Source organism: Cellulosilyticum sp. I15G10I2, from assembly GCF_900095725.1.
In the GTDB taxonomy this organism is placed as follows: domain Bacteria; phylum Bacillota; class Clostridia; order Lachnospirales; family Cellulosilyticaceae; genus FMMP01.
On sequence record NZ_FMMP01000006.1, the window covers coordinates 1,299,897 to 1,324,292 of the forward strand.

Annotated in this window: 15 protein-coding genes; 1 reads left to right on the top strand and 14 read right to left on the bottom strand. The window is 39.0% G+C overall.

Annotated elements, in window-relative coordinates; translation table 11 throughout:
• Positions 1 to 45: 45 nt before the first annotated feature.
• Positions 46 to 2,838 (bottom strand): insulinase family protein, encoded by a 2,793-nt coding sequence (locus BN3326_RS06330; RefSeq protein WP_069998251.1) that lies wholly within the window; start codon positions 2,836 to 2,838, stop codon positions 46 to 48.
• 106 nt (positions 2,839 to 2,944) lie between these two features.
• Here BN3326_RS06330 and BN3326_RS06335 point away from each other — a divergent pair, with 106 nt between their 5' ends.
• Complete coding sequence (locus BN3326_RS06335; RefSeq protein ID WP_069998252.1) at positions 2,945 to 4,231, top strand: peptidoglycan-binding domain-containing protein; 1,287 nt, start codon at positions 2,945 to 2,947, stop codon at positions 4,229 to 4,231.
• A 95-nt stretch (positions 4,232 to 4,326) separates the two neighbouring features.
• Here the strand turns inward: BN3326_RS06335 and BN3326_RS06340 are convergent, their stop codons facing one another.
• From BN3326_RS06340 to BN3326_RS06395, 13 genes are all read right to left on the bottom strand, one after another.
• On the bottom strand, positions 4,327 to 5,688 hold the full coding sequence (locus BN3326_RS06340; protein ID WP_069998253.1) for an ABC transporter permease: 1,362 nt from the start codon (positions 5,686 to 5,688) through the stop codon (positions 4,327 to 4,329).
• A complete protein-coding gene (locus BN3326_RS06345; protein WP_069998254.1) occupies positions 5,675 to 8,035 on the bottom strand; it encodes a COG1361 S-layer family protein in 2,361 nt (786 codons plus the stop codon). The genes BN3326_RS06340 and BN3326_RS06345 overlap by 14 nt, the downstream gene beginning before the upstream one ends.
• Positions 8,019 to 8,792: an ABC transporter ATP-binding protein gene (locus tag BN3326_RS06350; RefSeq protein WP_083258576.1), complete on the bottom strand. Its 774-nt coding sequence runs from the start codon at positions 8,790 to 8,792 to the stop codon at positions 8,019 to 8,021. Before BN3326_RS06350 ends, BN3326_RS06345 begins: the two co-directional genes overlap by 17 nt.
• Positions 8,793 to 8,856: 64 nt before the next feature.
• The gene (locus BN3326_RS06355) at positions 8,857 to 10,623 is read right to left on the bottom strand and encodes a S8 family peptidase (protein WP_069998255.1); all 1,767 of its coding nucleotides are present in this window, start codon (positions 10,621 to 10,623) and stop codon (positions 8,857 to 8,859) included.
• 10 nt (positions 10,624 to 10,633) lie between these two features.
• On the bottom strand, positions 10,634 to 12,409 hold the full coding sequence (locus BN3326_RS06360; protein WP_069998256.1) for a S8 family peptidase: 1,776 nt from the start codon (positions 12,407 to 12,409) through the stop codon (positions 10,634 to 10,636).
• 17 nt (positions 12,410 to 12,426) lie between these two features.
• A complete protein-coding gene (locus BN3326_RS06365) occupies positions 12,427 to 14,844 on the bottom strand; it encodes a S8/S53 family peptidase (RefSeq protein ID WP_069998257.1) in 2,418 nt (805 codons plus the stop codon).
• Between the two features lie 13 nt (positions 14,845 to 14,857).
• Positions 14,858 to 16,552: a S8 family peptidase gene (locus BN3326_RS06370; RefSeq protein ID WP_069998258.1), complete on the bottom strand. Its 1,695-nt coding sequence runs from the start codon at positions 16,550 to 16,552 to the stop codon at positions 14,858 to 14,860.
• A 154-nt stretch (positions 16,553 to 16,706) separates the two neighbouring features.
• Positions 16,707 to 19,154 carry a S8/S53 family peptidase gene (locus tag BN3326_RS06375; RefSeq protein WP_069998259.1) on the bottom strand — a complete coding sequence of 816 codons (2,448 nt, stop codon included), beginning with the start codon at positions 19,152 to 19,154 and terminating at the stop codon, positions 16,707 to 16,709.
• Positions 19,155 to 19,200: 46 nt separating this feature from the next.
• Entirely contained in the window at positions 19,201 to 20,910 is a 1,710-nt protein-coding gene (locus BN3326_RS06380) for a S8 family peptidase (protein WP_069998260.1), read from the bottom strand.
• Positions 20,911 to 21,064: 154 nt separating this feature from the next.
• On the bottom strand, positions 21,065 to 22,756 hold the full coding sequence (locus BN3326_RS06385; protein WP_069998261.1) for a S8 family peptidase: 1,692 nt from the start codon (positions 22,754 to 22,756) through the stop codon (positions 21,065 to 21,067).
• A 91-nt stretch (positions 22,757 to 22,847) separates the two neighbouring features.
• Complete coding sequence (locus BN3326_RS22520; RefSeq protein WP_255363179.1) at positions 22,848 to 22,976, bottom strand: hypothetical protein; 129 nt, start codon at positions 22,974 to 22,976, stop codon at positions 22,848 to 22,850.
• A gap of 10 nt (positions 22,977 to 22,986) precedes the next feature.
• Positions 22,987 to 23,493: a hypothetical protein gene (locus BN3326_RS06390; RefSeq protein ID WP_069998262.1), complete on the bottom strand. Its 507-nt coding sequence runs from the start codon at positions 23,491 to 23,493 to the stop codon at positions 22,987 to 22,989.
• Positions 23,494 to 23,626: 133 nt separating this feature from the next.
• Positions 23,627 to 24,334, bottom strand: coding sequence for a 3'-5' exonuclease (locus BN3326_RS06395; RefSeq protein WP_069998263.1), 708 nt, complete (start codon positions 24,332 to 24,334; stop codon positions 23,627 to 23,629).
• Positions 24,335 to 24,396: the final 62 nt, after the last annotated feature.

Genomic DNA, 24,396 nt, shown 5'->3' on the forward strand with positions numbered 1-24,396 from the left:
GTATAGTTGGTTAAGGAATCTGTCAATATTTATCAGTTTTTAAATTTATTTAAAATGGTAGATTTTGTGTCCAGTGATGATTTTCTTTTCACGATTAGTCGCTATACCTAAAGCACCTTTTTCTAAAATTATTTTAAACAAAGGTGCCTTTTGCTGCAGATCGTATTTATTGCCCTCCACGATTTGCTGCTGCAGCTCGGTAATATATTTTTTTGAAATTCCCATTAAAATATTGCGTTCATTGGCATCTGCTTGTTCGATTGGCGTTCCCAGCAACTTAAACTGGTTATGCACTCTTGCCAGAGCCTCTATCTTACTTGTTTCTATCAAAGAACTTTCAATGCCTTGTATCAGATAATCCGGAACTGCTTTTAAAATATGCATAGAAACCTCATAATCCGGGTCTCTATACGTAAAAAGTGAAATGGTATCCGTAAAACTAAGCTGGCAGCCTGCCCCATATGCCCCAAGCTTAATACGGATTTGTGGATTAAGATAATGTTTTGTAAGATAAACCGCCGTAAGATAATCTATGCCATCTAATTTTCCGCTTGGCTGTGTATATTGCAAGTAGATATAGTCTACTTGCGTATCATTAACGAGAACACTTTTTTGAGGATAGGTCTCAAAATGATAATGAGGTTCTTTAATTTCTAAGCTTAAATGGCTGTTAATCACTTTTTTCCAGCTGTTTTCATACGGATTTATAAATACTTTTGGAGATGCAGTTGCAACAATAAGCCCTCTTTGATTATAGATTGAAGCATCCATTGCTTTAATCTTCTCGGTCCAATCTATTTGACCACTTTTAATAAGCCCATCACAAAAGTCATATAAAGGGTAGCCTTGTTCATAAAGATATCTTTTTGAGCCTCTTTCATAGCCCATATCCAAACTTGAGAGGGCACTTAAAACATTGCCGCTCCATCCTTCTTTAAAATCTGCAGCAAACTTAATAAGTTTATGCTGATACCAAGCTGCATCCTTATTTAATAGGTTTTGTCTTGCCTCAGTAAAAAGGCCGCCATGATCTGATGCGTCTTCTCCTGAGAATACCATGATTCTTAAATAGGGCGAATACCCTTCCTCATTATTAAAAGCTACAGTTTTTGCTTCTAATACGCCTCTAAAAGGCACCAATTCTTTTGCGCTTTCATTTAGCAAATAAGCATATAAAAACAAATAAGGGAGCTGATCTTGCTTAATGTGAGACGTATTATAATAAAGATGTGAGCGCGCAAGCCCTTTAGGAACCTTAGTTGAAAGATACACCTTATCCCCATTTGCTTTAGCTTTTGTATCTCTATAGGGCGCCATAATAAACTCTTCTAGACTAACAGGTTCAAGTAAAGATTGCTTATGACTTTGCTGCCATAGTGCCATCTCTTCGATGATGTTTTCCCATTCTTTTGCTGCAACTTTTGATAAAGTAAGTGGACTGACAATTTTATGTTTACCCGGAACGAGTTCAATAGTATAGGAGTACGCATTCTCAAAAAGCAATTTACCGTAATTTTTTGGTAAGCTATTTATTTTTTTTAACTGCTCCTTTTTAATAAAATATTGATACAGTTCTCTTTCATGAGCCCATCCATCAAGCAGTGACTGTGCGATTTCTACACCTCTATTCGCACTTTGATCTTCGCTCAGTACTGCAAGTCTTGCTTGATTGATGGCATCTTCTTCGACACTTAGATTGACTGCAGTCTCTTGCTGCAGATTTTGAATCATCTTTTCTAATATATCATTATAAACATTTAGCTTTAAATAAGGAATGTCCTGTACAATAATAGAGTAAATGGGATAAGGCAGATCTTCATCCTTAAATATTTTTACATTTGTAAAGCCTGCCGCTTGAAGACGCTTCTGAAAATCTGAATGCGGATTTAACAAATAAGCATTCATCCATAAATCTAATAGTTGCAGCTGCACCGCAGTAAGTTTTTGCGGGATAACAAAACTTTTGATTAAACAAGGTTTTTCTGCTTCCGGCATAACAAAATATTTTTGATACTTTTCTTTTTGTGTAATAGCCGTCATAAGACTCACAGCACTTTCTGTTTGAGTATCTCCCTCTAAATAACTAGCAATAGTCCCTAATATTTCATCAATAGGCAAATCGCCATATAAAATGATTTTCATATTAGCTGGATAGTAGTACTTTTTATAAGCAGCTACAAACTCTTCATACGTAAGCTTTGGGATTTCATTAGGATCTCCCCCGCTGTCATGGGCGTAGTGTGTCCCTTTATAAACAGTCTCTCTGATGCTTCTGTAAATGGCACGGTCTACGCTATTATAAGCGCCTTTCATTTCATTATAAACTACCCCTCCAAAAGACTGGGTCTGTGGATTATAGTTGTATCCTTCTTCATAAAATCCATTGGACTGATACAGCATACTAGGCTTTAGTATACTGTCTAAATAAACTTTTAAAAGATTGTTATAACATGACATATAAGGGGTGGTAAAAGGGTAAATCGTCATATCTCCGCTTGTTAATGCGTTCATAAAAATATGCGGGTATGCCGCACTCGCATCAAAAAAAAGCCTTGAGGACGGATAATTCTTAGATCCTGTAAATACAGTATGCTCAATAATATGATTGACACCAGTACTGTCTGTCGTAGGTGTTTTAACCCCTAAAGTAAAACTTTTTTTAGTATCTTTATTTGCAATCCATACTACCCCTAGCCCAGACCTTACATGTTCATACGTATGTAGCGTATCTTTGCCATATCTCACTGTATCTATTTTACGAAAATCGTGCTCTGAACCATAACATTTAATTACACAGCATAATGATAAAACACCTATAACGATCCTTCTTTTTAACATAATGTGCCTCCTTTTTGGAGTTAGGATATGCAATAAGGTTATATCTCATACTTTTAATTCATATATTATAGATAGCAAAATATATTATTGAAGGAGGGACTGTAAGATGCCTCATCCATTTTACCCCCCTGTCATGTCACGTCAACAACTAGGCTCTTTAATTGTTGATCTTACAACTAACCCCTTATTAGGTCCAGTACTTCCTATTCCTAATGTACTTGTAACCGTCAGAGAAATGAGTGCTAACGGCGAGGGGCAGATTTATGCGGAACTTCTTACTAACGAAGTAGGGCAGACTATTCCGATTGAGCTTCCAACCCCCCCCATTGAATATAGTCTTGATCCAGCTATTTTTCAAACCCCCTTTTCGAGCTTTATTGTACAAACAAGCAGCCCCGAATATGTAGATGCCACTATTATTGGTTCTCAGGTGTTTGCAGATACGCAGTCTATACAGCCCATTGAACTTGTCTCTACAAGAAGTGCAATGCGACAATTTGTTGAAGCCATTATCATCCCGTTTCCGACACTTTATGGCGATTTCCCACCTAAGATTCCTGAGGCTGAGATAAAACCTATTATTCCTGGTTCTGGCTTTATTACACTTGATAATGTCGTCGTCCCCGAATTCATTGTGGTACATGCGGGTTCACCAAATGATGTTAATGCCCCTAATTATACAGTTCCTTACTTAGATTATATTGCAAATGTCGTTTCGTCAGAAATTTATCCGACATGGCCTACCGAAACCATCAAAGCTAATGTCATCGCTATCATCTCTTTTACGCTTAATCGAGTCTTTACAGAATGGTATCGTAACCAAGGCAAAAACTTTACCATGACCAATTCAACAGCATTTGATCAAGCCTTTTCATTTGGTCGCAACATCTATGACAGTGTTACCCCGATCGTGGCAGAGGTCTTTAATACGTTTGTAAGGCGTCCCGGGGTTTTGCAGCCTCTTTTTACCCAGTACTGTGACGGCAGACAATCCCAGTGTCCTGGCTGGATGACCCAATGGGGCAGTAAGAGCCTAGGTGATCAAGGTTTTAATGCTGAAGCTATTCTTAGAAACTTCTATGGTAATATTGAACTGCCTCAAGCTGAGGTGGTTGAAGGTATTCCCGAATCCTATCCTGGTACCCCTCTTAGACTTGGGAGTACTGGTGCTGATGTAAGGAAAATGCAAGAACAGCTTAATCGTATCAGTAATAATTTTCCACTTATTCCAAAAGTTGCAACCGACGGTGTCTTTGGTCCCTCAACCGAAGAAGCTGTTCGAACTTTCCAACGCATATTCCATCTCCAGCAAGATGGGGTAGTGGGAAGAAATACATGGTATAAAATCTCTGCAATCTATGTAGCTGTTACGCGTATGGCGGAGCTTGTATAAGCTTAAACATAAAGAGGGAGGTATGGAAAGTCTTTAGACTTTCCATACCTCCCTCTTTATGCTGGATACTGTTTTTCTATACACGACGCTTAACACTATTCAGTTTTAATCGCACTAAGTGCTGAAAGTTTCATCGCTCTTTGGGCTGGAAAATAGCCAGAAATAAGCCCAATGACAGTAGAAAATAAAACTGCACCTAGAGCAAGCCACGGTGGGATAACAGAAACCTTTGCAGCACCGTACATCCCAATAATATTTGCAATGCCGCCCCCTACAGTATTAACAATAATTGAAACAATATATGAGATGACAACGCCTACCGTTCCGCCTATGGCTCCAATCATAATCGCCTCGACTAAAAACATTTTTTTAATATCAGGAAGTTTAGCCCCTATTACTTTCATAATACCAATCTCTCTTGTACGCTCATAGATACTCATCATCATAGTATTGGCAATGCCAATAGCTGCAACTAACAAGGAGATCGCGCCTATCCCGCCCAAAGCGAGCTGCATCCCATTGGATACTTTTTTCATCTCATTCAGCCAATCCATTGAACTATAAGCCATATAACCTTGCTCTTTAATGCGCTCCTGAACTTCTGATACTTTATCGCGATTATTCACTTTTATTTTTAATTCATTGTAAGTGCCCTTAACTTGTGGCATACCATAGCGGTCTCGGTTATTATTTTGTTTGCCATAGAGTTTTTCATTATATTTTTTCTTCTCTTCTGCAAGTTGGTCAAATACTGCTCTTGGCACATAGGCATTATGTGAAACTTCATAATTAGTATCTGAAAGTATTCCTACGACCTTAACCTCCAGTGGTTTTGGTGCTTTGATCTTTTCACCGTTCATATTTTCAAGCAAAGGCTTACCACTCATGTAATCAAACTGAGCAATTTCAAGCTGCATTTTATCAGACTGAAAATTAATAGGCAGTGCTTCAGGGGGTTTGTTCCAATTAGGCCTTTTGCCAACTTTTGTAAACTGCCTAGGAATCTCTCCGCCTAAAATCATAGCGTTTTTTTCCCCAGCTTCCATATCTCTACCTTGAACAGCTGAGTATCCAAGCGCTTTCATATCTTCTGCATCAGCTGCAAAAATGCTCATTTCCCAGTTGGTTCTATACTTACCATATGTAATATAGGCATTACTCATAAGAGCAGGAATAACACGTTCCACATATTGCATTTTTGAAAAAGATTCGATGGCTTTATCATCAAGTTTTGGAGCTTTAGCATCCTGATTATAGCCTGCTGATACACTAATAATCGTTAAGTTGCCCATTTGAGAAATTTGCTGTTCAAAATTTCTGTCCATCGCAATACCTAGTGAAAGCATTAAAATAATAGAACATGCGCCAATAATTACCCCGAGTATCGTAAGAAACGTACGCAGCTTACGTCGCCATAAATTACGTATACTCATTAAAAATACATCACTCGTCTTCATCTAGCATCATCTTTTCTTTTTTAGCTTTTCTTTTTTTAAGTATCACAGCACTCACAATACCTGCAATAAGTATGCCGAGTCCGCCTCCTAAAAGGAGTGGTAATTTAGGCCCATTTGGCTGTGGCATCATACCTGGGTCATCTATTGGCATATCTGGGGGCATAGCCATTTCAGCTACTTCGATTGTGAATTCTTTTGTAACCTCTCTCACCTCTCCGGTGGCTTCTTCGTACTGAATAATCATATTTCCTGTTAAGTTTCCCGACATATTTGCAATGATAGTCGGTGCATAGTTTTCTGTCGCGCCTTTTTCAAAAACACCAACAAACATTTTATTATCCTCAACGCTAAAACCTTCACCCTCAATAGAAATCATCATATTACTAATATCTGTTTTACCTGTATTATAGATGGTTGCGTTAAAATAAGTTGGCATCCCTACCTGTGCGTAATCTACCTGTATATCACCAATTTCTATTTTAGTCACTTGCTCAACGGGTATCCCTATATTCTCTGTTGCCTTAACTTCGTTACCTTTATTATCTTCATATTCCATTTCAATTGAAATCTCATAAGTTTTCGGGCTTGCACTGGGAATAGTATATAGTCGGATTCTCTTTATTTCTGTTTGTCCTGGTGCCAAATCTGCAATATAAAAGGTATTACTTGCGCCTACAGGTGTAAAAACACTTCCTGTATTTTTTTCGCCCTCTTCCCTTACAGCAAGATTAGCCTTTAGATTATGTACAGATTGGGTTTTGTGGGCATTTAAAAAACCTATTTCAAGATCAAACTGCTCACCTGCCCTTACAACAACAGGCTCTGATTTATAATGTCCAATAATTACCTTAGGCGTCCCTTTTTTAGTTTCTGATCCCTCTTCATCCTTATCTGGGTTAACTACATTAACACTGCTATACTGTGAAATCGTTATAGGCTTACTTGTATCCCCATACTCCACCGTGATTTGAATTGGATGGGTACTTGATACAGCTGTTCGGGTGGCTGCCAAAGTTACGGCATACTCCTTTTTCTCACCCACACTAAGCTTGGGCACAAAAAAGAGATTTTGAGATTTAGGCACAATACCCTCGCCACCTTGAACAGAGATCTTAAGATTTTCGGCTGGCCCTTTTGATGAAATATTAAACTTAACCATAAAATTTTCATCTACACCATAAGTACCTAAGGGTGAAACAATATTACCAATAACAACCTCTGAAGATATTGCAGAAGCTGTTGTACTTAAGTAAATATACTGGGTATCTTTTGCTTCTTCACCTAAAGAATTGAGATACGTCATATCTACTTTTATAGGTACGCTGTTATCCTTTACCTTTGCATCTACGCGAAGTCTCATTGTAATATCACTGCTGCCTTTTGCATTAATCACCGGAATATGCTTGACATTACTGCCACCTACTATGGCAACATTTTCAGAGTTTATTTCTACTCTAATATTTCTAGCAGGTCTTTCCCCCACATTCTTAATTGAGATCGTCGCATCTTGAGCAACGCCTGGGTTGAAAATTTTGCTTGAGTCTGTACTGACTTCTAATACAGAAGGCACAATATGACTATCTACTTGCAGATTGACTGGAAAAGATGCCCCATTAACAATGGCATTTGCCTTATAAACTTTAGCTTTGACTTCTGCATCAACTTCTACAGAAAAAGCCGCTGTTTTCACTTCTTTAGCCTGCAGCTGAGAAATAATAGCCTCTTCAGTTTTGATCTTAATGCCTTCTACCTTTTCTGCAAGCTCCAGCTGAACTTTCACATTCCTAAGTGTTTGTTTACCCTGGTTAATCACCTTAACCTGTGCATTTTGAGTAGCCCCTGCTTTCACAAGCACATTGGCCACATCATCAACCTTTAACATGTCCTGTGTTTCTGACAATGTCATGGCACTAAGTGTAATATCTTTAGATATCACTTGCGTTACCTCGTTGGTATCTGCTATTACCACTCTAACTGTTGCATCTTTCCCCCGTCCTGTATACTTAAGTCCACTTATAATAATTTTACTGGGATTCTCCTGTGAATCTGCATTAAGATATTCTACCGAATAGTTCATTTTTGAAGCATCTATAGCGCTTCCTCCTACAGACACTGCATCTTCGGATGGAAAATTACCGTCTTTATCAATATTCATTTCTCCAAGTTGCACATTAACCGTCAATGTAAAGTTATCGTCCGGATATAAATAGGAGGTCCCTTGTGTAATACTAACAATATACTCTGTTGATATCCCTGTCCCATATACTTTTATTGTCCCAGGTATTAATGAAGTAAGTATCATCACTAAACTTAATAACATACTTATCATTCTATTCTTGTTTCTCATAAATGATTTCCTTTCCATCTTCTGTATTTTTCTCTACTCTATAAATATTGCCATCTCTTATTGTAATGACTTTGTGCGCATAGTTTGCAATTTCTGGGTCATGGGATACAATAATGAGCGTTTGATTGTATGCCTTGGCTATATGCGTGATCATATCCATGACTTCCCTTGTCGTATGTGTATCTAAATTGCCCGTAGGCTCATCTGCAAAAAGAATTTTGGGTCTGTTTACAAAAGCTCTTGCAATACTTACTCTTTGCTGCTGACCACCGCTCATCTCCTTAGGTTTATGCTTAAGTCTCGCCCCAAGGCCCACAGCTTCCAGCATCTCTTTTGCTCTTTTTTCTCTTTCTTTTTTTGGAATACCTTGAAAAATAAGTGGAAGTGCTACATTTTCAAGGGCCGTCAGTGAAGGAATAAGATTATAGGATTGAAAGACAAAACCAATATATTTTTGCCGAAAAACAGCAAGTTCGGATTCATCTAATTTTTCAACGCGAATATTTTTAATTTTAATGGTTCCTTTTGTAGGCTTTTCAAGACCTGCCAGCATATTAAGGAGTGTCGATTTGCCTGAACCTGACGTTCCAAATAAGCAGCATATTTCTCCACGTTCTATTTCAAGATCAATATGATCTAAGGCCACTATCTTTTCTTTTCCCATGCGATAAATTTTTCTCAGATTATGTACTTTTATAATGGTTTCCAGAGCCTGTATCCCCCTTTTTATTTCATATGATGTAATTGGCCCACTCATTATGTCGAGTATAACATAGCTGCCATTTGTTTTCCAGTTATTATACATTACAATCCAGTTACTTTTATAAAATTTGCTGACGGCGTAGTATATTAAGGGACTCTTGAATGCATAATTTGCCATAGCCCCAGCTTGGATCTGGATAAATAACGCCTGGGATATCTTTTCTGGTTCCCCTTAACAAATAAGCTTTAAGATTTTCGCCATATAAAAAAATATTATTTCTTCTTACTATTCCCCACTCCATCAGAAGTGCAGCCCCTCCTGTAACATGGGGTGCCGCCATACTGGTACCGCTTAACACCCGATACCCTGATCCCGTATAGCTTGCCGCTGTTATATTCACACCAGGCGCCACAAGGTCTGGCTTAATAACCGAATCATTTCGTCCAAAGCCCCGTCCGGAAAAGGACGCTATCTGCTGCGTTACAGAATTATACGCACCAACCGTTATGACAAGCCTTGCCGAAGAAGGCGTAGTAAGTGTCGTTTCTGGGTTTGGGCTCAGCATAAAGCTGTTGCGCCCCACAACTTCTGTAGTAGGTCCCCATGCATTATATCTGCCGTCTATAACACTTCTGCCGTGGATCACCACTGTCCACACGCCAGTTGAAATAGGCATATTATTAGTCGGAATCAAAAATACTGCAAATTCTTCATCCCCGTTAAGTGGTGAGGGGCCTGCAAAAGTTGCATAAACGCGGGTTGTGCCTATCATATATTGCACAGGCCCTTGAGCGTAGAGAATAAGTGGCGTCCTATCCCCAGCTGGGCCTATAATTTCAAATTGAAATTCGTCAATAAAACTCTTCCACACAGAAAAGTTATAGATAAAAGTATTAGGCCCTATTTGAAACTGAAAACTGGTTGTGCCATTTTGTTCTACCATGCCGCTTGTATGATTTCTTCCTTCTCCTTCGTTGCCACTGCCCACTATAATGTTCGTCCTCCAAAGTGTTGTTGAATCATCTAAAAACTGTTCTACAAGCGCATTACCGTCATGGGGACCTTCATTCATGCCTACACTGATATTTATCACAACAGGTCTATTAAGTATGACCGCCTGTTCTATCACATATCGTACTGCGAGCATGATTTCTACATTTCTTATAAAGGCTTCAAAACCTGGTCTGCCAAGTTTCACGATAATGAATTCTGCCGCTGGTGCTGCCCCCATATTTCTTCCTTGTGAACCTCTGCCATTACCGCCTGCTATACTCGCCACATGGGTACCATGCCCAATAGTATCTGTGCTTGGCACCACCTGAAGCTGCTCGGCTCTTGTCGGCATCTGCAAAGCTTCATTAATTTGTGTTCTTGTGTATTCCGATCCTATTAGATAACCTAAAGGAGGATTACCAGCTATTGATTGATCCCATATGGAAGTGATCCGCGTGGTGCCATCTTCATTTCTAAAATCTGGATGTGCATAATTGATCCCTGAATCAATAATGCCTAAAAGCACCCCTTCACCTCTTAAATTATAGGGGGGATTAATCTGAACCTGTCTGATACAAGCTTCCTGCATACTTGTTTGTATATTATAAACCATGCGCTTAGGGGTTTCCATATACTCAACTTCTGTGTACAAAAGCAAGTTCCTAATATTTTCAGGCGGAACGGTTAAAATAGCGTATTGCGTACTGATGATCTGAGCCACTCCCCCTTGTTCAGCTGCTACCCTTGCAATATCACCATTATACTTTACAATGATCTGCCAATTGGTTGCTACATCAAAACCCAATATTTGTAAATACTGTGCAGATTCTTGAAGTTCTTGGGGTGTGAGCGAACTTACTATGCTAAGTGTTGCATCTGTTTTGTTTTCCATAACCTTCCCCCTAGCCTTGTGCTATGAATATTAATGTATCTCTCATATTATTAAGCGCAGCTTCAATACATAAAATACCATAACCCCACTGTGTATTTGGATAGGGTGCTTGTGTTACTGGTCTTCTGGCATTTCTTAGCATATAAAGCTTTAGACTCTCTCCATATAAATATTGTTCCCCTAATTGTGCAATACCATATTCCATTAAAATAGCATAAGCGCCTGCTACAAAGGCTGCGGCTGCACTCGTTCCGGATACCGCTTCATAAAGTGTACCTTCTCTAATAGAGGTGGTCATAATATTAACCCCAGGGGCTGTAATATCGGGCTTAATTTGATTGAGTGATGTGAACCCCCTGCCAGAAAAAGCAGCGATTTGCAAAGAAAGTGGGTTAAAAGTAGCCACACTGGTTATACGCCTTGATGTTGAAGGAATCGTTAAGGTTATGTTGGGGTCTTCTGCTAAAAATCTTGTTTGATTATCAACATCTTCTATAATACTTCCCCATATATTATAGTCCCCCTCTAAAATGTCTACCCCTCGAATGAGGATCGTCCAGACCCCAGGGTCAATGGCTGCCCCTTCAGCTTGAAGCCACACAAATATTTCTTGTCTTGTACCGCCTATATTGGCTAAAGAATAATTGACCATGAGTAAGGTATTCCCAAAGACGAACGCACGATTTGGCGTAAACAAACTAAGTGATTCTGTTTGTTCCCCTCTTGGAGATTCTATAACAATTTCTATGACGTCCACAAAATGCTTCCATATACTACACTCATAGGTTATTTGTCTGCTATCTATAAAAAATTGTACAACCTGTGTTTCATTGGGATTAAGGGTCCCACTGGCATGACTGCCTTTATTGGCCTGATTGCCTGTTCCAACAACAAAATTACTTCGCCACACATCGGCCATTTGATCAATATAGCGCTCAAGTATAGCATCACCATCATGGGCATCTAAATTATACCCTACCCCAAGCAGTACACTGACCGGTTTATTCTCAGCCCGCGCCTTATTGATAACGTATTTTATTCCTAACATCACATCTTTATCTGTGGGGCGTGCTGAGGTTCCACCCTCCCGACCTATTTTAACAATGATCAGTTCACATTCTGGAGCGACACCTAAAATCTGTCTATTAGAGCCTCTGCCACTACCGGCTGCTATCCCCGCCATAGCTGTACCATGTCCTATAACATCTTCTGATGGCACTACTGCAAGCTGGGCTTCTCTTGTAGGTTCCCTAAGCGCAATATTGATCTGCTCATTGGTATATTCTGTGCCGCTTTCAAATCCCTCTGGCGGACTGCCTATAATCGTCTGATCCCATATATAACGGATACGGCTTGTTAAATCCTCCCTTATAAAGTCTGGATGGGTATAATTGATCCCCGTATCGATGATTGCTATAAGTGTCCCTCTACCCGTTAGATTATAAATGCCTAGGGGATTTGCTATATTGGTTGCACAGATTTGGTTAAGGGCAATATTGATATAGCTCATAATCTCAGGAAATGAAATATATACCACATTAGGATAACGGGCCAGTGTATTGATATCGTCCCGGTTAATCTGAACAATTGCAAAGCTATTATTTAAATAATAAATCCTTATATTAAGCACGAGCTGCATTTCCTGAATTTCTTCCACATATTCTACAATAACTTCCCACCTGTTAGGATCTCCATTAACCGTAAATGGCTCTAAAATCCCAGGGGTAAATAAATGTTGATATCTTAGAGCAAGCTGCAGTCTTGGATCTAGTTTATTACTAAACATCATTTACCTCCTTACCGTTAAATTAAAGGTGTCCCAAGCATCCCGCGAAGTGTATTGATATTAAATATGCCATAGCCTTGACTAGGATTGGGGTACTCAACACCTTGAAATTGTTCTACATGCCTAAGCATAATACCGTTCATAACCTGTGTATTAGGCAGCGGTGAAAACTGCTCTTCTATAAACTTACTATAAAGCGTCGCCACAACGCCTAAAATAACGCTTGCAGCCGGTAATGTGCCAGATATACTTACCCACTCATTAATTCTGCAGGGTGCTATAACATTATTCCCATGGGTTACAAAAAATGGCTGCACCCGGTCATCCCAACTGTACCCTCTGCCAGAACTTCTAAGGACGACCATACTGTCCCTGTCAAAACCTCCTACACTCATGAGCGGAATACTATTTGCTGTAGATCCCACCGTCATAAAAGGATCGGATGGTCTAAGCGTTGTATGTGGATTAAGTTCCTGCTGGGCAACCCATATATCAATTTGACTGAGTGCACTGGTTTCTAGGGTGAGCTCTATTCGCCATCCCCCTACTTGAGGTGTGTCTATTCTAAATAAGATATCACGGGCGCCATTTTGAAAATCAATTTGCTGGCCATTAGAATAAATGCTTGCCTCATTGATGCGTGACACAACTGCTCTTGTGAGATCAACTGGTTCTGCGAGTACATTTTGAGGGGGATATAAGTAGGCATTAATGATGTTTGCGAGCCTATAATAAATAACACCCACTATATTTTGCTCTTCCTTATCTACCCGGACATTGACAATTCTTAATGGCTCTTGCGGCCCAGCTAGACCATAATGATGCTGTTTATCTGCTTCTTCACCCGTAGGCGCTATGATCGTTAGACTTGTTCTTTGTGCTAAAAACCCTAATATTTGATTGAGTGTATAAGAGCCGTCATGGGCATCAATATTACCGTTAAATGGCACGCAAAGTACCAAAGGCCTTCTCTGAACTCTGGCAAAATCTATCAATCTATTAACACCTATTAAAACATCCGGCATGGTTACGCCATGTATGCTGGGTGTACCGCCATATATGCTTTGAATGCCATATGGAGCCGGATTGATTTTTGCTACAATAAATTCGGCCTCCGTTGCAACTCCGCTAAAATTAACCGCAGGATCTTCTCCCCCTGCAAGAGCGAGCATCATTGTACTCATACTATCTTCTTGGGGCAGCGGAATAACTGTGCCAGGATCAGCTTCACCGAGCGCCGCATTTATTTGCTCCTTAAAATAATAAACCCCTTCTCCAGCTTGTATTTGATCCCATATACAAGCTATGCGGCTTTCACCATTGTTTAAGCGCAGTGCATTACTTGTATAGTCAACTGCATCTACTGTTATAACCCCTATGTACACGCCTCTCCCGCGATACTGTAGATTATCCGGTGCCAAACTATAAGCAGACTTTTGGTCTATGAGATTTCTAAAACAGAAGATATGACTTACAATAGGCATATCATAGTGGGGGGCCACCTCTTCTCTTAATACTTCACTTAGTGCATCAAACTGACTTTTTCTACCATATAATACGCTGTAGTCATCTACTACCCGTATAGCCTGCAGCCCAAGTTCCATATAGTACTCCGGTCTTCTATAATTACCAGAATTAAGCAGAACATAGATTTCTTCCTCAGGTCTTATACTTTGATAAAAAATATCATTATATAAAGTGCCTGTTTGTCTATAGCATTTATATATATCTTTAAACCGCATACTGCCTTCTGGATTTTGCAGCAAAGGTAGTGATTTTTTTAATGCATCACCTAAACACAAATCTAAATAAATTGTATGATCCGCGTAACATTCAAAGGGTTTTTGTGTCGCTTCATAATGCTTGTAAATTTCCTGCGTTGGACATTTTATAAACAATGCGCCATTTTCAGTAGCTATATATTGATTGATGATCTTATAAGTCAATGCTCTGTATCTAAAGGTCTCATGGGGCACATATATGTCAGCATAAATAATAATAGGCTTATTCATTTCATTTGCATAATGACTGAGATTATAAATGCATTTGATATAACTTATGGCATCAATTATATTCGTCTCACTATAACAGCTTATCCGTTCACATTGACCTAAAGGCTCTTTTCTAAACATTTTTTTAAGTGTACACTTTTCTATATTGTAGTAAACATCTGCTGGATATTTAAATTTATTTTTGCCTATATAAGCTAAAATAATGTTTTTATCATCTACTAAGGAAACATTTATAGGTTCAACTTCTCCACATAAACGTATGAGAAAATTAGGCTCTACGTATTGCACTAAATCATTTAGCCAAGGCAGATGTTTTTCTTCTATATCCAGTATCTTATAGTGTTCGCTCATACACTCGATATGAGATGCATATTGTCTTAAATAGCTGCTTGCGTGGGGTTCGTGCGCTACGATAACCTTCATAACTGCCTCCTTATCATATACTATCTATACTGTTCCTAAGATCGAGTCTTCCATACCCTTCTATGGGATTTGGGTATTGTATGCCTCTTCTTCTTAATGCCCCTCTTATAAAGATCCCTCTGGCAATTCTGGTATTCATATTTTGCAAATTACCATTTATAACTGCCCATTGCATCAAAAGAGCTGCTGCAGATGCCGTGATCGCCGCCGCTATACTGGTGCCTGTGTAGGTTGTATAGCCGCCTCCAACGAGCGGACCTCTTACATTGACCCCTGGTGCAATAATATCTGGTTTAACTTTATTATCCGCTGTCGGTCCTCTTCCAGAACCTACATACATACTCTGGTCAAGAAAATCATAAGCTCCCACTGTTACAACATACTCAGCACTTGAAGGTATAGCTATTGTCGTTAAAGTATCCGCTCTTAAAAACCTTGTGGTATCTATTATAAAATCTCTTCTTTGAAGCCATATATTATAGTTGCCGTTTACAATAAGATCTGCATAAACCTCAATGGTCCAAAGACCTGGGGTAGGATTTTGAAATCTGATAATAACATTTTGAAAGCCTGTTTGTATGTCCGGATAATTATACGTAATTGTAATAACTGTCCGCTCAAGTCCAAAAGTGTAGGTCGTTGTTTCATTGGGAATAACGGGAACTCTTTCAATCACCTGGCCTATGGGGCTTCTGATCCCTACAGCTAGTTTGTCAGGTATCTTGGCCCAAACAAATGCCAGTAAACCTCTTTCTTCTTCTGCTGATACATTAATTTCTATCTCCTGCCTTTGCCCTTGTAAAATGTCACTGCTAAAATGACCTCCCGTATTGCCCTCATTTCCTGCAGCAACAACTACGATAACATTTCTGAGAATACTTATTGTATCTAAATAGCGCTCTACGATTGTGCTCCCTGTGTGTGCACCAACAGTATCCCCTATCCCTATACAGATTACAAGCGGCAGCCCAGATACCAAGGCTTCCTCAAGAAGATAATTTATACCAGCTATCACATCACTATCCTGATAAGCGACATCAGTGTCCCTAATGAGGTAATACTGATTCAAATACACCTTAGCTGGCCTTAATTTAACCATGATAATATGGGCGTTGGGGGCTCCTCCCCTATAAGCACTGACCCCCATCCTATCATCCCCGGCCGCCACACCTGCCAAAAAAGTACCATGTCCGATATTATCTTGCGTAGGAACAATCTCAAGAGGGTTCTCAGATCCAAGTGCAGTATTAATCATTTGCTGTGAATACGTTGTACCATATGTATACCCTACAGGTGGTGAACCTGGTATTGTTTGATCCCATATACTTAGAATCCGCGTTGTGCCATCAGCATTTCTAAAAAGCGTGTTAGTGTATTCTATCCCTGTATCTACAAAGCCAATGATCACGCCATTTCCTCTTAAAGGACCAAAAGGATAATCATGAAACATTAATATATTTGCACTGACTAATGCCTCCCTTGCATAAAGACCATAGAGTGTAGCGGGCGTTAAAAAAAAACCTGCATTGCGAAGGCTTGTAAATGCTTCCTCTGCACCTAAGGGTACTTCTACCGAGACAATCGCACCCCCTAGGATCTCAAATAAAAGTGCAGGATAAGCTGCCCTAAAAAATTCAACAGGCAGTAAGCTCTGTAATATGTAATCTCTTATCATTAAACTATTATCTTGCCTGGATTCAACCGTCATAGGTCACCTCATTAAATCATGAAATGCTCAAAATCTATTCTTTTAGACTTTGAGCATGGATCTTCTCTATCATATTTATGCTTAAAGCACTTTAATTATTAATGATTCAGGCTTTTTATAGCAATTCCTATTAAAGATAATTATTGCTTGCTATTTAAAATACATAAGAAGCCGCTAGTACAGTCTCCAAAGCATTTAGATCAAATATACCATACCCTTGACTGGGGTTAGGATACACTCCCCCTTCAAATTGTTTAACAGCTCCTAGTATAATGCTATTCATGATTAATGTATTGGGAAGCGGAAAGACGTTCTCCTTTTTAAATTTACTATAAAGAACTGCTGCAGTTCCTAACATCACGCTCGCTGCCGGCAATGTCCCTGTAACAGCTACCCACTCCTGCTGCCCACAAGGGGCTATGATGTTACTTGCGTGGGTTATAAAAAGAGGTCTTACCCTATTATCCCAGCTATACCCTCTTCCTGATCCCCTAAGAACAATCATGTTCTCTTTATCATAGCCCCCTACACTCATTACATTACTCGTTGAAGCCAAAGAGCCTATTGTTACAAAGGGACTTGCAGGCTGTAAAGTTGTATGGTAGTTGAGTTCTTCTTGAGAAATCCAGATATCGATTTGACTAAGCCTCTCAGTTTGTGAAGAAAATGTGATTTTCCAATCTCCAATCTCTGGTTTTTCCATTCTGAATAAAATCCTGCTTGCGCCATTTAAAAAACTTATTTTATCCCCATTTGAGTAAATAATGGTATTTTTCACTTGTGAAACCCCTGGCAACTTTAAATCAATAGACAGCCCCCCCATAGTCTCTGGTGGATACAATATCGTTCTCCCAATACTCGCAAATCTTTGGTAAATCACCCCTACTATGTTTTGATTTGCTTTTCTAACTTTGATGAGTAGCTCATCCTGAAACATTGTTTCGCCATTTAGGCCATAATGATGCATCTTATCAGCTTCTTCGCCAGCCGGAACTATAATTGTAAGCGCATGGTTCTGTGCCAACATTCCTAAGATTTGATGCAGTATCAGCGAACCATCATGGGGATCAACATTATTATTAAAAGGAATACATAGTACAAGGGGTTTGTGTTGTTCTCTTGCAAACTCTATTAGCTTTAATGCAGCTATAATAACATCCGGCATGGTAACCGCATGTTCAAAAGGAACCCCTCCATAGATCTGTTGAATGTTACTTGGTGCTTTCTTAATCTTTGCAATGAGAAATTCAGCCTCTGTTGCAATACCTGTATATAGGTGTGTCCTGCTTGCACCTCCTGCAATACCTAGCATCATTGTACTTATACTATCTCCGTCCGGCAGTTTAATATGTTTGTCTGGGTTATTACTTTGCAGTGCCTCGTTAATGGTATCTCTTAGATAATGCCTACCCTTATCAGCTTCTTCTTGGTGCCACATATAGACTATACGACTTGCCCCTTCCTGTGTACGTAAGGCTTCACACGTATAATCTACATCGTCCGTTGTAATAACGCCTATATAAATGTCTTTTCCTTTATATTTTGAACTCTCTTTAGTTAAGCTATACTGCGGAACAGATTCAAGCATTGTTTTATGGCAGATATTATGGGTTAAAATAGAGATATAATACGGGTGTGCCACTTCTAGCTTTATAACTTCTCTTAACGTTTCAAAAGCACTTTTTTTAGCATATAACATCCCATAGTCGCCCATTAAGGTAATAACTTTAAAACCTAATGCTTCATAATACTGTGGCGGTCTAAAATTCCCTGGATTAAGAAATACATAGATTTTCTCGTTAAGATTTATTTGTTGATAAAAAAAGTCATCGTAGAGTTCTCCATCTTGCCTATTGTGTTCTCCAGTTAAATAAGATGCTGCTTCATCTTTTAAGGAAACTAGAAAAACTGCTGCTTTTTTTAGGATATCTCTTTGCTTTTCATTACAATAAACAATACGGTCAAAGTAAGGTTCATAAGCTTCTTCGCAAGGTACATAAGCTTGATAGATATCTGCATCTTTACATTTTACAACCAATGTGCCTTTTACTCTTTCTAATGTGTGATTAATTATTTTATAAGTAAGCGTCCTATATCTATAAACTGCCTCAGGCACATAGCAGCTTACATAAATGAGCAAGGGTTTGTTTAACCTCTGAGAGAGTTCTGATAAATACACTATACATTTAATATAGTCTGCTGCCCGCACTTCACTATTTTCACTATAACAGTGTATCCAATTGTATGCAGATCCTTCTTTAAATCTTTCAGGCATTTCTTGTGTATGATGTGCCATATTATAGTAGCAGCTTATAGAACTATGTGCTATTTTGCATCCTAGCGTTGCAAAGATCAGTTGATTTTGGTACACGCCATCTATCAGGTAATCTGCCGCTTCTGCCGCTTCTGCTGCTCGTGCTGCGCCATCTACTAATTCGATCATAAAATCATGTTCTACGTAACTGCTTAACTGCATAAGCCAAGGCAGGTATTTTTCATGTATATCCAGTATTTTATGCTGTGCATCAAGCTTTTCTATATGATTTGCATATTGTCTTAAATAGCGGGTGCTCCATTCATCATGCTCCACAATCACCCTCATAGTTTCCCCCCTATGCTCCATTACTGATTTAAGTAGTAATTATGGGCTACAGGCTCGCTATAGCACTCCTAAGATCCAGTCTTCCATAGCCTTCTATAGGATTTGGGTATTCTATCCCCCTCCTTCTTGTGGCACCTCTTATAAAAATACCTCTGGCAATTCTAGTATTCATATTTTGTAAATTACCTTGTATAACTGCCCACTCCATTAAAAGAGTGGCTGCCGATGCAGTGATAGCCGCGGCTATACTTGTACCCGTATAGGTTGTATAACCCCCTCCTAGAAGCGGTCCTTTTACATTAACACCTGGTGCAATAAGCTCTGGCTTTGCGATATAGTTTACTGTCGGCCCTCTTCCTGATCCTACATAAATGCTTTGATCAATGTAGTCATAAGCGCCTACTGTCATAACATACTCAGCAGTTGAAGGAATTGCTATCGTCATTAAAATTTCTGCTCTTAAAAACATTGTTTCTTCTGTTATAAATTCATTTCTTTGAAGCCACATATGGTAGTGACCATTTGTCACTTCCTGTCCATAGACTGTAACGCTCCATACTCCTGGTGTTGGCTTTTCAAATCTTATAATTGTATTTTGCAAGCCATTTTGTATATTGGGGTAGTTATAGTTTATCGTAATCCGCGTTGTTTCAAGCCCAAAGGTATAAGAAGTAACCTCTTGAGGAATAACCGGAACCCTCTCAATAACTTGACCAATAGGGCTTCTGATAGATACAGCAACCTTGTCTGTTATATTTGTCCAGAGATAAGCTATAAATCCCCTGACCTCTTCTTGTGATACACTAATCTCTATATCCTGCATTGCCCCTTCTGTTAATGTGCCACTAAAATGATGGCCGCTATTTGCTTCATTGCCTGCAGCAACGACTACCACAATGTTTTTTATAAGGCTTATTTGATCTAAATACTGTTCCACAATGGTACTGCCGTCATGAGCTCCAGCATTGTCTCCCATCCCAATACAAATAATAAGGGGCATCTGAAATTCAGTGGCCATTTGCACAAGATAGTTAACCCCTGTTAGGAAGTCGTTCTCTTCATAGGCATCATCATCTACCTCAATGAAATAATATTCTTTTAAATAAGCCTTAGCAGGCCTTAATTTCACCATTGCAATTAACGCTTCCGGTGCACCACCCCTGTACTCCCCGGTCCCTGTCTTATCGTCTCCCGCCGCGACCCCTGCTAAAAAAGTCCCGTGCCCAACATCATCTTGTGTCGGAACAATCTCATAAGGATTCTCTGATATTAGAGCTTGGTTAATCGCCTCAGCTGTATATTCAGTACCGTATGTATAGCCAGAGGGTGAATTACCAGGTAATGTCTGATCCCATATTCTTATAATTCTTGTCGTATGATCCGCATGTTGAAAAAGTTTATTTGTATACTCTATGCCGGTGTCTACAAAACCAATTATGACACCGTTTCCAGTAAGTGATGCAAAAGGATAGTTATGAAACATCGCGATATTAGTCTGGACTAGTGCTTCCTCTGTTGCATAAAGCCCATAGAGTGCCGGTATAGTTAGAAAAGCCTCCTGATTCTTTAGTCTTTCAAAAGCATCTTCTTCACCTTGTGGTATTTCTACATGGATAAGCCTATTAATAATGGGTTCAAAAATAAGGCTTGGATAGGCTGCTCTAATACGTTCTATAGGCTGCAAGCTTTGCAGCATATAATCTCTTATTATCAAATTATTATTTAAACCATTATTTTGCCTGAATTCATCTGTCATAGGACACCTCATTAAACCATTAAATGCTCAAAATCTATTGTTTTAGACCTTGAGCATTCTTACTTCTCTAACTATATTTATGCTAGAAACATTCTAATTATTATTAGCTGCTTAAAATTCCACTGTTAAATAGCGAGAATATATTACAGATCCCTCATATATTAGCAATAGAATTCCTAAGATCGAGCCTGCCAAAGCCTTCTGCGGGATTTGGATATTCTACGCCTCTTCTTTTTATAGTACCTCTTATTAAAATCCCTCTGGCAATTCTAGTATTCATTTCTCTCAAATTACCATCTATTACGGCCCATTGCATCAAAAGTGCTGCCGCTGAGGCGGTGATAGCCGCAGCTGAACTGGTCCCTACATAAGTTGTAAACCCCCCTCCTACTCTTGGCCCTTCTATATTAACACCAGGAGCAATAAGCTCAGGCTTGATTTGTCCGTCTGATCTTGGCCCTCTTCCTGAACCCACATAGACACTTTGGTCGATATAATCATAAGCCCCTATTGTAATCACGTTTTCTCCTGTTGAAGGAATCGCCACCGTAATCAAAGTATCTGACCTTAAAAATCTTGTGCCATCCAAAACAAATCCGCTTCTTGGAAGCCACATATTATAGACTCCTCTAATTATTTCTTCGCCATAAATCGAAACAATCCAAAGTCCAGGGGTAGGATCTTGAAATCTAACCAGAATGTTTTGTGCCCCTGTTTGTACATCTGGATAATTATACGTTACTGTGACAACTGTCCGTTCAAGACTAAAATTATAAGTACGGGTTTGATTAGGTACAACGGGGACCTTTTGAATATTCTGTCCTATAGGACTTCTTATTGAAATAGCAAGTATATCTGACGCGGATGCCCAGACATTAAGGTAAAACCCACTCTCTCCCTCTGCCACATTGATCTCTACGTCTTGCCTTTGTCCTGTCATAACAACCCCTGCAAAGTGATGACCACTATTGGCCTCATTACCTGCTGCTGCTACCATTATAACGTTCTGAACTACTGTTTGAGCATTTAAATATCTCTCAGTTATTGTTGTCCCATCGTGTGCACCTTCATTATTCCCTATACCAATACAGATAACAAGCGGTCGCTGGAGATCTAGCGCCATTTGTATAAGATAATTCACACCGGCTATAAAATCATTATCTTGATAAGCAACGCTCTGTTCTGGAACAAAATAATAGTTTTTTAGATAGGCTCTAGCAGGCCTTAACTTCACCATTGCAATCATAGCATCCGGTGCACCGCCTCTAAAGAGTCCTGCTCCGCTTTTATCATCCCCCGCTGCAACGCCTGCTAGAAAAGTACCATGTCCTATCTCATCATAACTTGGTACAATTGCAAAAGGATTATCCGATGCAAGTGCTACATTAATAGTTTCCTGTGTATATTCAGTACCATATGTATACCCTCTGGGCGGGATACCATCTATGGTTTGATCCCATATTCTTATAATCCTTGTGGTATTATCAGCTTGTTGAAAAACAGGATTTGTATAATCAATCCCTGTATCAACAAAACCAATAATGACATTATTGCCTCTAAGCGGACCAAAAGGGTAGTCATGAAACATAAGTATATTGGTATCAATAAAAGCCTCTGTCGCATTAATCCCATACAATGCCGGAGGCGCTAAAAAGCTAACATCATTCCGTAGTCTTATAAATTCATTATCTGCCCCCGGCGGAACTGTCACATAATAAATTTGACTGGCCAGTGCCTCAAATAAAAGACTTGGATAACTTACTACAAGACTCTCTTGAGATTGATAGGTTTGTAAAATATATTCCCTTATACGCAAAAGCGTGTCTTGTCTTAACATCTGCTCCATAAATCACCTCTTCTATATCATGAACTGCTCTATACAATTTATGCCCTCTATACATCAATTATTAATTGGAGCTTGCTTCTTAGCTAAAATTTTATAGAGTAGGTGCTGCAACAAGTAATCTGCTTAAAAGTTGTATATCAAAGATACCATAACCATGACTTGGATTAGGATACTGAACCGCCTCAAACTGCTTGAGATTATTTAGTATGATATTATTCATAACAACTGTATTAGGAAAAGGCACCTGAACTGATTAACATATAAAGCGCTTCGTCAGGCATATGAATGTCTGCATAGATTATAAGAGACTTATTACGCTCTTTAGCAAGGTTACATAAATATCCTATACATCGGATAGTGCTTATGGCGTCTATAGCATTATTTTCACTGCCGCAGTATATAACTTCACTTGTTCTATGTACACTGCTGGCACTACATCTGGTGCTGCCTGTTTGCATGTCATAATAACTGTCTATTTGGTCACCCGGTAGTCCTACCCCTATAACAGCGACTAGTATGCCTGGGGTATTTACTAGTGTCTGGTCTAATCGTTCTTGTGTATGGCCTAGCTGAATTTCAAAGCTTGGCTCCATAGAGTGTACTAAGTCATTAAGCCAATTTAAGTATTTTTCATTTATATCAAGTTCCGTATACCCCTTACCTAGAGGTTCAACATGAGCTGCATATTGATCTAAATATCTATTTGTATACTCACTATGGGCTGCAATAACTTTCATAAATACCTCCATTTTAATTGATTGACAGATCAATACATTCTCAAATGAAAAAATGCTCAAATCTATTTTTTAGATTTTGAGCATCTCTCTCCCCTATTATATTTATGCGATATACCTAGTAATTATTATTTTTTTATATTTTGCCATGTTCAGAAATAATATGGTCAATAAGCTTGCTGCATTGTGATTTTGTAAGTGCATCTATATCTTGTTTTAAAGTAATCTGATGTCTATGACATAAGTTTAACAAATAAGCCTTTTGTCTTTTAGTCAGCGGAACACTTTTAGGAATTTCCCACGCCATAGGCAGTGGTTCAAAAAGTTTAGGCTCTATATGATAAAATTCATCTTTTAAATGCAGGTACAGTTCATGCGTGGCAAAAGCATCATCATAAGCTCTATGCGCATTTTCTAAGTTGATATGATAATGGGCGCATAGATCCCCGAGTCTTCTGCTTGGCAGCTCGTGAAGCATCTTTCTTGCAATGACTAAAGTATCTAACCCCATTTTATCAAAAGGCAGTCCCATATTTATTGCTTTTACCTTAAGCATCCTATAATCAAAAAGGATGATATTATGTCCTACTAAAGGAACATCCTTACAAAAATTTATAAATTTTGGCATCACCGTCTCGATGGGCGGTTCGTATTGAACCATTTCATTTGTAATGCCTGTTATCGATGTAATATAAGGTGATATTTCTTGTGTTGGACAAATAAGCTGATTAAACTCACCGGCCACACGCCCCTTTTCTACATAGACTGCTCCAATTTCTATAATATCACTTGTTAGTGGATGTGCTCCTGTTGTTTCTATATCTACAACGACATATGTATTCATTATTCTTCTCCTTTATATCATTCCGGGTCTACTTTATATTTTACAACACACGGTCTATATTG